Source organism: Colwellia sp. BRX8-5 (genome assembly GCF_014077325.1).
GTDB lineage: Bacteria > Pseudomonadota > Gammaproteobacteria > Enterobacterales > Alteromonadaceae > Colwellia_A.
In genome coordinates this window covers 14,805-30,342 of the sequence record NZ_JACGVR010000031.1, presented here as the reverse complement: position 1 = coordinate 30,342, position 15,538 = coordinate 14,805, and the positions used below count along the sequence as shown (strand labels likewise).

The following is a 15,538-nucleotide window of genomic DNA, read 5'->3' as shown; positions in this document are numbered from 1 at the left end:
CTTGGATGTCTAGTGCAATATTTGGCGAAGATATTCACAGCCCCTAATAGGAAGAATCACCATGTTCAACAACATTGTTTTGTCATCTAGTTTTCATTGCCGTTCGACCGCGCGTCTGTTTCGGTCATTGCTACTTCCTGTGCTGCTCTGGACTTCCCTAACACCGAGTTATGCCGATCCAGCATCGGAATCTAAGCTACCGCTAGGCGGGCGTGTCGTGGTCACCGGCTCTGTCCCCTTAGCGAATTTAATCAGCCTGTGGGCAGACGACTTCAGCTACCGCAACCCCCGTGTTGCCATCACCGTCGCCGATGGAGGCAGTTCGGTGGGTGTTGAAGCGTTAATCAACGGTAGCGCCGATTCTGTGCTCATCGATATGCCTATGAGCCGGCAAGAGGAGGAGCGATTTATGGATCGCTTCGGTTATGCGCCCACGCTATTTCCTGTGGCCATGGACGGGGTGGTTTTATATGTCAATTCACTCAACTCGTTACGGCAAATATCTATCCCACAGCTTGACGCTATCTACTCTGCTAGCTTGCGCTGTGGTGCCGATCAGCCCTTTGAAAACTGGGGCCAGTTGGGTGTGAAAGGAGAATACAGTAAGGATCCGATTACAGCACTGGGTTTGACAGCAAGCAGTGGTGCCTACCTCTTATTCAAACACGTCGCATTGTGTGACGGCGACTTCCGTGCCAACTTCCAAGCTTTGGCTGGTCCCGCAGCCGTGGAGTGGGCTCTGACCGACAACCCGGCCGCTATTGGTTTCGCCAGCAGTGCGCGTCACTCAACTGGTATCCGTGCATTGGCAATAGCTACACATAGGGATGATGAAGCAGTTTCTCCCTCGATTAGAGCGATTCAAAGTGGACGTTATCCACTTGCACGCAGGCTCAGTATTATTATCAATATCCCTCCTGGCCGCAATGCCAAACCAGCGATACAGGCCTTTCTTGATTATGCCCGTTCGAAAGCAGGTCAAGCGGTCGCAAAGAAGGCTGGTTATGTTCCACTGCCATTACATTAGAGTGGCTAAGTTGTACCAGAAGCAACTCGTCTAGCCATAAAGCATGATAGTGCTGTACGGCTAGACTAAAAATCAATAGAAGAGGTAAAGCAAAAAAATGGCTTATCAATCGACTTTAAAAGAGTAGGAAGTGGTTTTTTTCTCACGCTGCTAGTTTATGATTTTCAATAACTTATCACCAGTTAGTGTGTTGGTTGCTTTAAAAAGATATTTTATATCTGCTAGGTAGTGATAAAACTCTGAAGGTTTGTTACCGCCTAAATAATTTTTTGTTTCAGAAGCTTCTGATTTTAAAATTGTATTGGCCATGTCAGTTTCCTTTTGTGGGGGGGAATATAAGATGTACCCGGCTATAAATTAAGCTTGCTGATAATTATAAATCACATAAAAAATAGCATAGGAAATCAGCCCATCTCGTATGGAGTGCTTAGCATATTAAACCCACTTAAAATGGCATAATGTGCGCCAACGTACAGAAAGCAATGGTATTTTGGCCTAATCTATTATAACTGCATTATTTTTAGGGAAGTTATAAACTCAATCCCCCATCTGTTTGTGATGAGACTCTGATTAAAAACAAGAGTATGTCGTTAGGCAAGAAGAGTTAATGTTAGATCGTACACAATAAATGGGGCTGACCGCTCCAAAAATGACGGTATTAGTTGGCGGTATGCATGTACTTGGCACTAATTATTCATTCACAATATTAAGCAACCAAGGAGATAAGCAATGAACATGAAAGTAGCTTACCAAAAAAAACTGCAAGCACAATTGGACGAGTTGGTAGCAGAGATAGATAAGCTCAAGGCAAAAGCAGATAAAGCTGAAGCTGATGCACAACTTGAGTACTACAAGCAAATCGAGGAATTGCGAATGATGCAAGAAGCGGCCAACAGCAAGCTTGCCGAACTTCAGGAAGCCGGAGACGATGCATGGGAGGATCTAAAAGCAGGCATGGATAGTGCGTGGAACTCACTCAATAATGCGCTGAAATCGGCTAACTCCAGATTCAAATAAACAGTATGCTCATTGCAGCCATAATGAAATAAACCGTAGGATATATTAATAACAGAGGTCTCGATGAAGTTAGTAAAGGCAATAGTTTCACGAACCATTTTGATATTTATTAGTCTTTCAGTAGCCAACGCTGGAGTTCATGATGAACGACAAGTATTTGAGCAAGTAAAGTCCGCAACCGACAACATAGTCGCCATTTTGGTTGATCCTACACAATTAAAAAGTGTTAAGTCAAACAAAATATTTTCAATCGCCAATGGCTTAATTGACTTTGAGCTTATGGCTAAATTGAGTATCGGCGGGAGCGCATGGAAAGAACTCAATCCCAAACAGAAAAAAGAGTATCTCGGCCTATTTATCGAGCGTATTAGTTCCTTGTATTTAAAGACAATGTTTGCTTTTTCTCAACAAGAAATTATTGTCGAAAAAGCAGAGCATTATAAAACAACACGAATTGCTGTCACAACTTATATTCTTGATTCTAAAGATAGAATCAAGTTGTTGTATAAATTTTACCTTAAAAAAGACAATCTATGGCTAGCCTATGATATCAAGGTGGATGGTGTAAGCATTGTTCAGACTCAACGTTCTCAATTTAAAGAGATATTAAATGCTTACTCAATCGATGAATTCCTGGAAAAACTAAAGAAAAATAATGAATCAAAACGATAGTGTAAAATTAGTCACCATGATTAATAAATTTTATAGCCGTATGGTTATAGAGTACCCCTATCTAGTCTTGTTCGTTGTTTTACTCATTGCTGTAATTATAGGCAGCCAAGCATTTAATATTAAGATAGATGCTTCAGCTGAAACCTTGCTGCTCAAAGATGATAAAGATCTGGCCTATAGCCGAAAAATTACAAGAAACTACTATAATCCAGACTTTTTAATCGTTACCTATACTCCCAAGGAAGGTCAATTACTGGATAAAATAGTACTGAAAGATATTGAGCAACTTACCAGTGAAATCAAACAACTTGATTTAGTTGAAAGCGTTACGTCAATACTCAATGTTCCATTACTACAGACGTTCAGCCAACCATTTTCTGAGCTGCTAAAAAATGTTCAAACATTAAAATCAATCAATATCGAAAAAAATAGGACTAAGGTTAAGAATGAGTTCTTATCAAGTCCTATCTATCAGCAGAACTTAGTCAGTGATGATTTCAAGACGACAGCCATACAAATATTTTATAAGCAAGATGAATCCTATTTCGAGCTACTTAAACAACGTAACCAGCTATTAGAGCAAAAATTATCTCATGGCTTAACTGAAATGAGTGAAGTTAACCAAGCGACACTCGATCGTTTAGAAATTGAGCTTGTAAATCACCGAGAAAACTTTCGTGAAAAGAACCATCAAACGATTAGCCAAATACGAAAAACTCTAAGCAAACACCAAGAAAAAGCGGTTGTTTTTCTTGGTGGAATTAATATGGTCGCGGATGACATGATTAGTTTTATTCGCGATGATTTAAAGCTATACGGCAGCACCCTGATCGGACTATTGATTCTTGTTTTGTTTATTGTTTTCCGCCAAATGAGATATGTCGTTATTCCAATATTAATTTCTGCCCTGTCAATCGTCGTTACAGCAGGACTACTGGGTTACTTCGGCTGGGAAGTCACTGTTATTTCTTCAAATTTCATATCTATACAGCTCATAATGACTATGTCTCTAGCTATCCACCTTTGTGTTCGCTATCGTGAATTAATCAGAAAAAAGGAAAGTTCTACCCACAAAGAAATAGTGCTTGAGGCAACCTTGTCGATGTTTTTACCATGTCTTTTTGTAGTATGCACAACGATTACTGGATTTAGTTCGCTGGCGATTAGCAATATCTTACCCATCATGAATTTTGGTTGGATGATTAGTGCGGGCATGATTGTTTCTTTCGTCATTGTCTTTCTAGTATTCCCTGCAACAATGTCTTTATTAAAAAAAGAACCCGTTTACTTGGGCTTTGAAAAGCACATTAAGTTGATCGGTCAACTTGGCAATATGGCTGAAAAATATCGAGTTACCATTATTGTATCTAGTATTGCATTGCTTGTGTTCAACGCTACTGGCGCAAATCGGTTGATTGTAGAGAATAGCTTCATTAATTATTTTAAAAGCGACTCTGAAATATATCAGGGCATGAAAGTGATTGACACATCGTTAGGCGGCACGACACCGTTGGACATCATCATTGATTTCCCTGAGAATGAAAAGAGTGATAAAGAGGTAGAAAACGAACCATCAGACGCCCAATCTGAACCAGGTACGCTTTTTGATGAGTTCGAAAATGAATTCAAAAGCGAAGAAGACGATCACGCCTATTGGTTTACGGAGTTTAAGATGAAGCGAATAGAAGCGGCTCATAACTACTTGAATTCACTAGAACACACCGGAAAAGTGCTTTCTTTTGCCAGTATATTAAAGCTTGGCCGAAATATAAATGAGGGGGAATCGCTTGATAATTTAGAGCTTGCGCTGCTTTATACTAAAATGCCAAAGGAATTTCGTGATGTTACCATTACGCCTTATCTCGATTTAGAAAACAGTCAAGTTCGATTGACCACTCGAATTATGGATTCTAATAAAGACTTACGGCGAGATGCTTTACTCAAGAAAATTAGTCAGGAGTTAGCGGTAGAGGCTGATATTGAACCTGACAACGTACACCTTTCTGGCATGATGTTGCTTTATAACAATATGTTACAAACACTCTTTGATTCTCAAATAAAAACATTAGGTTTGGTTGTGTTTGTTTTGAGTATCATGTTTTTGATATTATTTAGATCGATTAAACTCGCTTTGATTGCCATGTTGACAAATATTGTGAGTGTATCATTTATTTTTGGCATAATGGGTTGGGTAGGTATCCCGCTTGATATGATGACGATTACTATCGCTGCTATAGCCATGGGTATTGCTGTTGATGATACCGTTCATTATATTCACCGCTATAAAAAAGAATTCGAACTAGAGCATGATTATTTAAAGGCAATACACTTAACTCATAACAGTATTGGCTACGCTATTTTTTATACTTCTATGACCATTGTGATTGGTTTTTCATTATTAATGTTTTCTAACTTTGTACCTACTATCTATTTTTCTTTACTGATCGCTTCAGCGATGATAATCGCTTTGTTTGCCGATCTTCTGTTGCTTCCAGTGCTATTAATTTGGCTCAAGCCATTCAATTCTAACTGAGTGGGGAAGAACTTAATAGATTTGGTATAACATATCAGTGGCATGAGATAACGTTCAAGCTGAGCTAAAGCAACTGAACCTCAGTACTCGCCGGATAATCCTCTTTAATTGCATAATCAATTGCCGCTAACATCTCTGATGTCGAGGGTCGGGCAAATGGCATGGATTGAATAGTTTCATAATAGAGCGTTGAATCCGGCTTTATTAAATACAAAGCTGGCTCACTGAATATCTTGGGCTCATTAATACCAACAGATATTTCTCCCAGTGATTCACTAAGATAAAGACCCAGTCTCGCGCATTTTGCAAGCTCATTCCATAAGCCACCTTTACGCCACTGGCATTTATTTTTTATGCCATTTTTATCACGCGCTCTTTGGTGTCTGTACTTACAGCAATAATATTTACGCCGCGACTAGCGAATTCGCTTGAATGCTTTTCAAGCTCTTTTAAATACTTTGCGTAAATGGGGCAGTGTATGCCGCTGTAAAACAACAGCATGTCAAAGTGTTTTGCGGGGGTGGCTCCTGTTAAATTATCTTACATAGTAAGACTTTTTGATGATATTGCTTAATGAGATAAATATCTCACTCCACCTACCGTTCACCTATGCACTGTCGAATATTCTTCCGGTTATTTACATGAAATCTATCGGTTGATACTGTGAGTGATATTGAGAATAGAGCGCTTATTTTGTTTTACTACTACTTTATTCTAACGACTACATAGTCGCCAAAAACTTTTCATTAAGTACGTTAACGTACAGAATAATTATAAATACAAGGATAAAGTAACTATTACTTAGCCTTTACCAATAAGGCTGTTTTTTATTATCGATATTGGTTCAGCCAATATTTAGGAGTTACCCATGTATGGATTCAGTGTGCAATTACAAATACCTTTTGATATAGCGCTTAATCATGTTGTTGAATCACTCAAAAAAGAGGGTTTTGGTGTACTTAGTGATATAGACATCAAAGTAACGCTAAAAGAGAAGTTAAAGGTTGATCACAGACCTTATCGTATTCTTGGTGCATGTAATCCACCATTGGCACTTCGTGCCATTGAAGCCGATGCTGATATAGGGTTATTGCTGCCCTGTAACGTGGTGGTACGAGAAGAAATAGATAGCAGTATAACGGTTGCTTTTATTGATCCAGAAGCCTTATTAAAAGTGTCGGATAAGCCAGAAATACACGAATTAGCTAAAGAGGTAAAAGGGTTATTACAACGTGTATCAAGCAGCCTTAGTAGTGAATACTAATAAACCTTAACTCAGGATAAGCAATGTCTTTCGTTAGCATTAAATAACACTTATTAATAAGGGGTTAAACATATCAAATCTTCTCAAGATAATAGAAACCCATTGCAACGATGCCTTGAATTATTTCACGAGCCTTTTTCTAATTTTATGCGCGCCCAGGCCACCGCCGGTGTCTTTTTATTAATAGCCACAATCACTGCACTTTGGTGGGCAAATTCAGCTTACGCCTTGGCTTATCAGCAACTGGTAAATACGCCTATAGGTTTTTTTATTGGTGATTTTGAGCTGCGAGCTTCGTTCAAGCACATTATTAATGATGGATTGATGGTGATTTTTTTCCTTTTGCTGGGGCTTGAGATAAAACGGGAAGTTTTGGCTGGAGAACTTGCAAGCCCTGAACACAGGCGCATGCTGATTTTATGTGCGATGGGGGGCATGATAGCACCTGCGGTCATTTATTCTATTTTTAATTGGTCGCTCGACTCACAAATTGGTTGGGCCATTCCCATGGCAACCGATACAGCATTTGCCTTGGGTGTACTGAGCCTTGTCAGAAAGTATATTCCTATAAGTTTGATCGTTTTTATCGTTGGCTTTGCCATTGTTGATGATGTGGGAGCGATAGTTGTTATTGCCTTGTTTTATACTCAACAAATATCAATGGTTTACTTGTTAGTGACCATCGCACTGACTGTCATGTTGATTTTAGCTAACTACGCAGGCGTTCGTCAGCCGTTATTCTATATTATTGCCGGCATTGCGACTTGGTGGGCTATGCTGCAGTCTGGTGTGCATGCGACGGTAGCTGGTGTTGTCATTGCATTTACAGTGCCAGCAAAACCCAAATTAGCAACGGAAAAGTTGCTGGGTAATGCCAAATCAATTATTAGTTCGATACAAAAAAATACTGAGGATATCGATGTTCTGGCCAGTAAGAACGATCACAAAAAAGTGTTAGCAATAAGTGAGTTATCGGAGCACGCTAATACACCTTTGCGTCGTTGGGAAAATACCCTTCATTTACCTGTGGCGATATTTATCTTACCACTATTTGCGTTAATAAATGCAGGGGTTGTCTTTAGTGAAAATTCTTTTATAGATAGCCTGACACAACCTGTAGGGCTGGGCATTATCTTAGGGTTAGTAGTTGGTAAAGTCCTCGGGATTTCTGGTGCATGTTGGCTTGGCCTGCGTTACCGCATAGGTTGTTTACCCAATGACATCACCTTTAAACATGTTATTGGGGCATCACTGATCGCAGGAATAGGCTTCACTATGTCTACTTTCATTGCTGCGCTTGGTTTTGATGGCCAACCAGAACATCTACATAATGCAAAAACATCGATTTTAGTTGCCTCGGGTTTATCAGCATTATTAGGGATATTGTATTTTCGAATTACAGCGATATCGATAAAGGAGAAAAAATGAATCATGATCCGGTTTGTGGAATGAAAGTTGCGAATGATGCTACAAGTAATAGTGAAAAGACAGTCGAGTGGGAAGGAACTGTTTACTATTTTTGTAGTTCGTCTTGTGCTGATAAATTCAATGCCGATCCTGAGCATTATGCCCATACAGGTAAGAGCGATCGTAATTATCCGGTGTGCGGCACAGCCAAAATACAGAAAGAGACAAATGCCGCAAGTAATAATAAAAGTAGCGAAAATAAAAATGTATTTTTTACCTGTCCAATGCATCCAGAAATCAGTCAAAACAACCCTGGCTTGTGCCCCAAATGTGGCATGGCGCTAGAAACGATAACCCCTGTTGACAATGATGACGATACAGAACTCAAAGATATGACACGACGCTTCTGGTGGAGTTTGAGCTTGAGTTTACCTTTGCTTATCATCACTATGGGAGACCTTATTCCGGGTGTAAATGTGGGTAACTGGCTGGGCGAAAGTGCTTTTAACTGGCTACAGGCAACTTTAGCAACGCCTGTTGTATTGTGGGGGGGATGGCCGTTCTTTGTGCGTGCATTTGAGTCATTCAAAAGTTGGCAGCTCAATATGTTCAGCCTAATTGGGTTAGGTACCTCTACCGCTTTTGTATTTAGTTGGTTTACTTTATTATTTTCCTCACAACTGCCTGAAGCCTTTAAAATAGCAGGTAGAGCACCGCTTTACTTTGAAGCAGCAGCGGTGATTATTACCTTGGTATTAATGGGGCAGGTGCTTGAGCTGCGTGCTCGTTCAAAAACGAACAGTGCTATTAAATCTTTATTGCAATTGGCGCCCAATAAGGCTTTGCGTGTTAATTCAGATGGCAGTGAAGAACAAGTCGCGCTTGATGAGGTTAAAGAAGATGACCAATTACGGGTGAAACCGGGGGGGAAGATCCCAGTAGATGGTGAAATTATCGAAGGTCACTCTCATGTTGACGAATCTATGATCACTGGCGAACCTGCACCGGTAAACAAAACAACAGCGAGTAAAGTGACGGCAGGAACGCTAAATACCACAGGTTCATTCCTACTTAAAGCCGAAAAAGTAGGCAGTAATACCTTACTGGCAAGAATGATTGAGTTAGTGAATGAGGCCGGTCGCTCGCGCGCTCCCATCCAAAAACTAGCAGATAAAGTGTCTAAATGGTTTGTCCCTGCAGTTATCTTGGTTGCCGTCGCTGCTTTTACTGTTTGGGCGATAGTTGGACCTGCACCTGCATTGTCAAATGCTTTAATTGTTGGGGTATCTGTGCTCATTATCGCTTGTCCCTGTGCCTTGGGATTGGCAACGCCGATGTCGATTATGGTTGGCATTGGCCGAGGGGCACAAGAAGGCATATTGATTAAAGACGCCGAAGCATTAGAACTGATGGAGAAAGTGGATACCTTAGTTGTCGACAAAACCGGTACGCTGACAGAAGGGCGGCCAACAGTGCAATACATATTGGTAAGCGATGAAGCCGAAAAAGAAGGTTTGACGGAAAACGATGTATTGCTATTTGCAGCAAGTTTAGAAACGTCAAGTGAACATCCATTGGCTACGGCTATCGTAGCACATGCAAAACAGGAGAAATTAGAGCTCAAACCGATCAATGATTTTAAATCAATTACCGGACAAGGCGTCAGCGCGACAATCGACGGTAAATCTATATTAATTGGGAATAACCGCTTAATAGAAGAACAAAGAATAGACGTTTCTTCGTTGCGTTCTCAGACAATGTCAATGAGAGAAAATGGACAGACCGTTATCTTTGTTACCATAGACGGCCTGTTGGGAGGTGTTCTAGGTATTGGTGACGCTATCAAAAAAACCACAGTTGAAGCAATAGAACAACTCCATCAAGCTGGCTTGAAAATAGTGGTATTAACTGGCGATAACGCGACCACAGCTAAGGTTGTCGCTAAAACCCTAGGACTTGATGACGTGGAGGCGGATGCTACCCCAGAAGACAAACTTAATTATCTTAAAAAATTGCAAAAACAAGGACATATTGTCGCAATGGCAGGTGACGGTATTAATGATGCACCAGCACTTGCCAAGGCTGACGTGGGCATTGCAATGGGAACAGGTACCGATGTTGCCATGAATAGCGCAAGAATAGTACTGGTTAAAGGCGATTTGCGTGGTATCACCAAGGCCCGTTTACTTAGCCAAAACACCATGAAGAATATCCGTCAGAATTTATTTTTCGCCTTTATTTATAATTTTCTCGGTGTGTCAGTTGCTGCTGGTATTTTATATCCTTGGTTTGGTTTATTACTCAGCCCAATGATAGCCAGTGCAGCAATGAGCCTTAGCTCAGTATCCGTCATCGTCAATGCCCTTAGGTTAAAAACTCAAACGCTTTAGCGCTCAATATCGTTGAGCATGATATTCCCTAATCATTTTGGTTATGGGGACGTTATAGAACAGAGTATTAATGTTTCTGGCCTTATAGTTATAATTATTTATGTGCATACATCATTACTATTGATGGCCATGATGTTGAACTAGCGGTAAAGTTAAGTAACAGGTTATCAAATGAAAAGTTATTTGAGCAAAAAACTATATCATCAAACATGGTCAAGATATGCTTGAAATTGTTGGTTGGCGGTGGACACCAACAATATGTGCACCTTTTCATGAAACCATCTGAGAATGAAATAAATATTGGCAATATAACGGCAATACGCAGCAGTGTAATTTACGGATGTTTTTGATGGGAAATTACCGCGGGTCTACTTAATACTTAGTATTGATTTAAGTAAAAGTGAATCAGCTGATATAGACAAAGTGGTTATTGAAGTATTAGAACAACGAAATGCTAAGCAGGTACATGTATAGTCTTAACACCTACCTAATGCTTGTCACGCGGTATGCAAGTGTCGACAGTGGAAACCTTTGTTAGCGCCGGTTGGTAAAAAGTATTTTATCGCGGATGTTCGATGTTTTTGGTAAGCTGATAGACCGGCAAGAAGAATTGGCTGACGTTCAATGGCGTTCAGTACACCGGGCACCCTTTTTCTAAACTTCGTATTCAGTTAATTAAAATATCTCTCATTACTACAAGTCATTATTCACATCGTTTATATAGTTTTCCCTTGAATTATATTGCATTAATAACTTCGTAAAAACGTTCAAAGATTCACAGCTAAATTTGATTGTATTTTCTGCTTAACGAGAGAATATCGATCATGGCTAATAACTCTGTTGTTATAAACGATAGAGGCTATAACAATTATCTTTTAATCTAAACTCAAAATATTCTTGAATAAAATATCGTCACTTTACTTGAAAGTAGTGCATCTGTAATTATTGTCAGTTTGATATAAGGCTAATTTTTTTGGCGTGTTTGACGTAAACTACTGAATAACATAGTATCATCGAATCCATAATCATTAACCCAACAGAGCCATTGTTTTATAGGAGTACCATTAACTATATTACAACTGTTCATAGAGAAATTATGTCTAACCGACCCCCACAGCAATTAAATATTATTATCGCCATGTATCTTGGTTATGCCGCCATGATGATTTGTCGTCAAATGGTCACTATTCTTAGTCCTGCCTTGCTTGCCGATGAAACCTTAGCCTTAACAAAAACTAATCTGGGTGATTTTGCTGCTTATGGTACTTTAGGTGCATTGGTTGGCAAGCTCATTTGGGGGCCCCTTGCTGATATTATAGGTGGGCGCTTTACTTTTTTGATTGGCATATTTCTAACGGCGCTCTTTGTTATTGCTTTTGGACTCTCTCCTAATGTAATGGCTTTTACTGTTTTTTCATTCCTATTGTACTGTACAAAATCTTCAGGTTGGCCAGCGATGACCAAACTGGTTGGAGAATGGTATCACCCTCATCATTACGGGCGAGTTTGGAGTATTATTTCTACCAGTTCTAGATTCAGTGTTGTGTTAGCGACTTTATTCTTTGGTTGGTTATTAAGCTTTATGGATTGGCGTTCAGTCGCTTTCATCGCTGCGGCTTTTGGACTGGTTGTTTTTATTGGTTGTTATTTTTTTCTACAAGAAAAACCAGAAAACCCCAACTTTTTTAGAGAAATTGAAAGTGATCATACTGATACCAGTGCCGAAGGTATAGCGCTAGCCAAAGCAGCAAAGCAGGCAGTTGATAACAAATATAACCACCCACTTCAAGATACGAGTATGGGTGCAGGTATGTTGGCATTTATTAAAAGTCCAAGAGTTTGGCTCGTGGTGCTAATGCTAATGATGCTTACTTGTATGATGGCCTTTTTAGACTTTGTTGCCGTTTATCTTATGGAAACCTATCAATTATCTCCTTCACAAGCAGCAATGGCTTCTACTATCTTCCCCGTAGGTTCTTTGGCTGGATTGTTAGCTTCGATAGCATTTTACGACCGATTTTCAAAGAAAGGTATTCGCACCGTATTAACGATAGCGATGACTCTGAGTTTATTGAGTATCCTGACCCTGAAGTATTTATCTTGGTTTGATTTGAGTGTTGAAGTGAATTACATTGTCGCTTTGAGCGCAATTTTCTTATTCGCCTTTTCAATTTCTCCCGCTTATTACCTACCTATGTCAATATTCTCTATCGAATATGGTGGACCCCACAGTGCAAAGTTGGTGAGTTTTATTGATGCTTTTGGTTTTGCGGCCAGTGCAACATTTGCTTTTATCGGCGGCAGGTTAGCTGATAGTGCGGGTGGTTGGTCTAGCTTTATGAATATGCTTATATTGATTTCAGCTGTGGGTATTATATCTGTTTGGGCATTTATGCATGCGGAATATAAAGCGGCAAAGTCAGGGGAAAGTGTCGTCAAGTAAGGTATTTAATGCGATAAACTCTTTAACCCTTTAAGAGTTTATCGCCACAAGCTTAAATAAACCCCGTGAGTCGTTCTAAACGTTACTTCTTCAAAATACCATCTTTTCACCGAAGTTTGCTGTTTATTTTAGCTATATTCAGTAATCTTTCCGATATTGTAGTATGCTACAACTCAAAAATTTCTGTGATATTAATCATTAAGTTATATTACAGGCTATTTTAACGACACAGCTGTTTGCGAAAACTTTTGACGGTTTGTCACAAAGAAGCAAAAGGCTGTCACTTGATAAGCGTTTTGCTTCGATATTGATCTATTAATTTACTTAGTATCTGCTAAGTCACAGAAAATAATCAACGAGGGTACTTATGTATCATAAAAACCGACCAGTTAAAACCGTATTGACCATGGCAATCGCTCTTGCATTGAGTAGTAGTGCCGTTCAAGCTCAGGAAAAGAGTAAAGCAGAAGACAAAAAAGTTGAGACTGAGCGCCAGATCGAAACTATAACGGTTACTTCAACTCGCCGTTCAGAAAACCAACAAGCAGTGCCGCTTGCTGTTCAAGCCATTAGTGGAGCACAACTTCAGCAACTGGGTATTGACAGCTTTGAAGATTATATTGCATTACTACCGGGTGTTAGCTCTGAAGGTCAAGGTCCTGGTAAGCAAGAAACCTATATCCGTGGTGTATCCGCCGGTCGTGCTGATGTTAGACTTGCAGGCATAGGGGGCGAGCCAAGCGTTGCTTTTTACCTTGATGAAACTCCAATCACTACTCCAGGTCGTAATATAGATTTATATGCGGTTGATTTGCAACGTATCGAAGTGTTAAAAGGTCCTCAAGGCACATTGTTTGGCGCTAGTTCACAAGCAGGTACCGTTCGCCTTATTACCAACAAACCGGAATTGAACGAATTTAGAGCCGGTGGCGAGGTAGGTATGTCATCTACCAAGAGTGGTGGCATCAGTAATAAAACTGAAGGTTATGTCAATCTTCCTATTATAGAAGATGAGTTTGCTATACGAATTGCAGCTTATAATTCTACTGATGGTGGGTTTATTGATAATGCGCTGTCTACAACGCAATTACCATTAACTAATCCAGCACTGGGTGGCAGCGTTCCTTCATCTCGACAAGTAGTCAGTAACTCTACACTTGCAAAAGATGATTACAATGAAGCGACACACCGTGGCGTCAGAATTAGTGGCTTATGGCAAATCAACGACGAATGGGATTTGTTAGTACAGCACACAAACCAACAGTTAGATACTGAAGGTTCTTTTGAATATGATCCGTCTATCAGCACTGAAGACGACTTAAATACAGCCACTTTTTCGCCGACGGCTGGTGATGATAAAGTTGACCTAACACAGTGGACATTGAATGGTATGCTTGGCGGCCTTGAAGTTATTTATAACGGCTCGTTCACCAACCGCACGTTCCAAGGTAATACTGACTATACTGCTTATATAGAAATAGGACCATATGTTCCTTACTACATTTGTAGTTACCCAGGTTATGATGAATGCTTTAGTCCTGTGATGACTACTTCTGAGCAGTTTGAAACAGAACGCGTTGTGCACGAAATTCGTGTTGCAACCAATGCGGAAGACCGTTTTAGAGCGATTGGTGGTGTTTTCTATGATGATCAGCAACTTAATACGTTAACTGACTTTACTTATGCGGGTTCTATCGCCGCTGGATTTTCACCAAACTTTCCGATACCGGGTGCTTTCACTAACACCGATGGCAGTGCTCGACCGCCGGGCGTAACTTATTTCAATGATTATCAATCAGACCGTGAAGAAATGTCTGTATTTGGTGAGCTTGCTTACGACGTTACTGAAGAGGTAACCGTAACAGTTGGTGCACGTCACTATAATATTGAAATGGGCTTGATGGGACAATCTCCTTTCGGTCAAAGAGCATCTGGACCAGAGGCAGATGCCGGAACCAATGTCGATTCAAGACTGGCTGGTTTATCGCCTGCAACGATATCGGGAACGATTTACAAAGCCAATATACGCTGGGAAATGAATGCTGACGCGATGTTTTATGCTACGTATTCTGAAGGCTTTAGAGGCGGTGGATTCAATCGTGCAGTTGGCACTGGTGGCATTCCGGCTACTTTTGATACCGATGATGTTGTTAGTGTTGAATTAGGCTGGAAAACAACTTGGCTTAATAATACTTTGCGTTTTAATGGCGCGATATACAATGTTGATTTCAGTGACATGCAGCAAGGCGTTCTTGATCTTAGTATCGCTAATAGCTCATTCTTTGATAATGTTGGTTCTGCTGATATCAATGGTGTTGAATTTGAACTTAACTGGGCTGCGACCGATAATGTCGACCTTTTTGGCTCATTTAGTTACATTGATTCAGAGTTGACTGATATTCCAAACACCTTAGTTAATATCACACCAGTAGGGTCTAATCTCCCTTACGCACCAGAAAATGAAGGTGTGGTTGGCGCGCGTTACTATCAAAATATCGGCGACTTTGCTGCTGTTTTTCAAGGCGTATTTAAATGGACAGACTCACGTTTTAATAGCTTAGTTGCTGCTGATCGTGTCGAGTTACCGTCTTATAATCAAGTTAACCTATCTGCCTCTATTGGAAAAGATGACTGGAAAGCAACACTCTTTATTGACAATGCTACCGATTCTCTTGGACAAGTTGCTGCGGGTTCAGCTGATAATGTCTTTAGGGTTTCACCAACGAGACCTCGCACAGTTGGCTTTAGAATAAGCTATGATTATTAGCATTTTACATTATTTTAA

The 15,538-nt window shown here is 40.2% G+C and carries 11 protein-coding genes; 9 read left to right on the top strand and 2 right to left on the bottom strand.

Going from position 1 to position 15,538, the window contains the following annotated elements; all coding sequences use genetic code 11:
• The first annotated feature begins 61 nt into the window (after nucleotides 1-61).
• The gene (locus H4J62_RS16225) at nucleotides 62-1,027 is read left to right on the top strand and encodes a PstS family phosphate ABC transporter substrate-binding protein (protein WP_182217185.1); all 966 of its coding nucleotides are present in this window, start codon (nucleotides 62-64) and stop codon (nucleotides 1,025-1,027) included.
• Nucleotides 1,028-1,177: 150 nt separating this feature from the next.
• Here H4J62_RS16225 and H4J62_RS16220 read toward each other — a convergent pair whose 3' ends face one another.
• Nucleotides 1,178-1,336: a hypothetical protein gene (locus H4J62_RS16220; RefSeq protein WP_182217186.1), complete on the bottom strand. Its 159-nt coding sequence runs from the start codon at nucleotides 1,334-1,336 to the stop codon at nucleotides 1,178-1,180.
• Nucleotides 1,337-1,756: 420 nt separating this feature from the next.
• Here H4J62_RS16220 and H4J62_RS16215 point away from each other — a divergent pair, with 420 nt between their 5' ends.
• The 3 genes from H4J62_RS16215 (at nucleotide 1,757) to H4J62_RS16205 (ending at nucleotide 5,249) form a co-directional block, all read left to right on the top strand.
• Nucleotides 1,757-2,044 carry a coiled coil domain-containing protein gene (locus H4J62_RS16215; protein ID WP_182217188.1) on the top strand — a complete coding sequence of 96 codons (288 nt, stop codon included), beginning with the start codon at nucleotides 1,757-1,759 and terminating at the stop codon, nucleotides 2,042-2,044.
• A gap of 63 nt (nucleotides 2,045-2,107) precedes the next feature.
• On the top strand, nucleotides 2,108-2,716 hold the full coding sequence (locus tag H4J62_RS16210) for a phospholipid-binding protein MlaC (protein WP_182217190.1): 609 nt from the start codon (nucleotides 2,108-2,110) through the stop codon (nucleotides 2,714-2,716).
• Nucleotides 2,700-5,249 carry an RND family transporter gene (locus H4J62_RS16205; protein WP_182217192.1) on the top strand — a complete coding sequence of 850 codons (2,550 nt, stop codon included), beginning with the start codon at nucleotides 2,700-2,702 and terminating at the stop codon, nucleotides 5,247-5,249. Before H4J62_RS16210 ends, H4J62_RS16205 begins: the two co-directional genes overlap by 17 nt.
• 351 nt (nucleotides 5,250-5,600) lie before the next feature.
• On the opposite strand, the gene H4J62_RS20780 is transcribed toward H4J62_RS16205, so the two are convergent.
• A complete protein-coding gene (locus H4J62_RS20780) occupies nucleotides 5,601-5,750 on the bottom strand; it encodes a redoxin domain-containing protein (RefSeq protein ID WP_182217194.1) in 150 nt (49 codons plus the stop codon).
• Nucleotides 5,751-6,117: 367 nt separating this feature from the next.
• Here H4J62_RS20780 and H4J62_RS16195 point away from each other — a divergent pair, with 367 nt between their 5' ends.
• The 5 genes from H4J62_RS16195 (at nucleotide 6,118) to H4J62_RS16175 (ending at nucleotide 15,520) form a co-directional block, all read left to right on the top strand.
• Nucleotides 6,118-6,513, top strand: a complete 396-nt coding sequence (locus H4J62_RS16195; protein ID WP_182217195.1) for a DUF302 domain-containing protein — start codon at nucleotides 6,118-6,120, stop codon at nucleotides 6,511-6,513.
• A 102-nt stretch (nucleotides 6,514-6,615) separates the two neighbouring features.
• Nucleotides 6,616-7,941, top strand: a complete 1,326-nt coding sequence (nhaA, locus tag H4J62_RS16190) for a Na+/H+ antiporter NhaA (RefSeq protein WP_259364778.1) — start codon at nucleotides 6,616-6,618, stop codon at nucleotides 7,939-7,941.
• Nucleotides 7,938-10,310 (top strand): heavy metal translocating P-type ATPase, encoded by a 2,373-nt coding sequence (locus H4J62_RS16185; protein WP_182217197.1) that lies wholly within the window; start codon nucleotides 7,938-7,940, stop codon nucleotides 10,308-10,310. Before nhaA ends, H4J62_RS16185 begins: the two co-directional genes overlap by 4 nt.
• 1,096 nt (nucleotides 10,311-11,406) lie before the next feature.
• Nucleotides 11,407-12,753 carry an MFS transporter gene (locus H4J62_RS16180; RefSeq protein WP_070373684.1) on the top strand — a complete coding sequence of 449 codons (1,347 nt, stop codon included), beginning with the start codon at nucleotides 11,407-11,409 and terminating at the stop codon, nucleotides 12,751-12,753.
• Nucleotides 12,754-13,120: 367 nt separating this feature from the next.
• Nucleotides 13,121-15,520, top strand: a complete 2,400-nt coding sequence (locus H4J62_RS16175) for a TonB-dependent receptor (RefSeq protein WP_070373683.1) — start codon at nucleotides 13,121-13,123, stop codon at nucleotides 15,518-15,520.
• The last annotated feature ends 18 nt before the right edge of the window (nucleotides 15,521-15,538 follow it).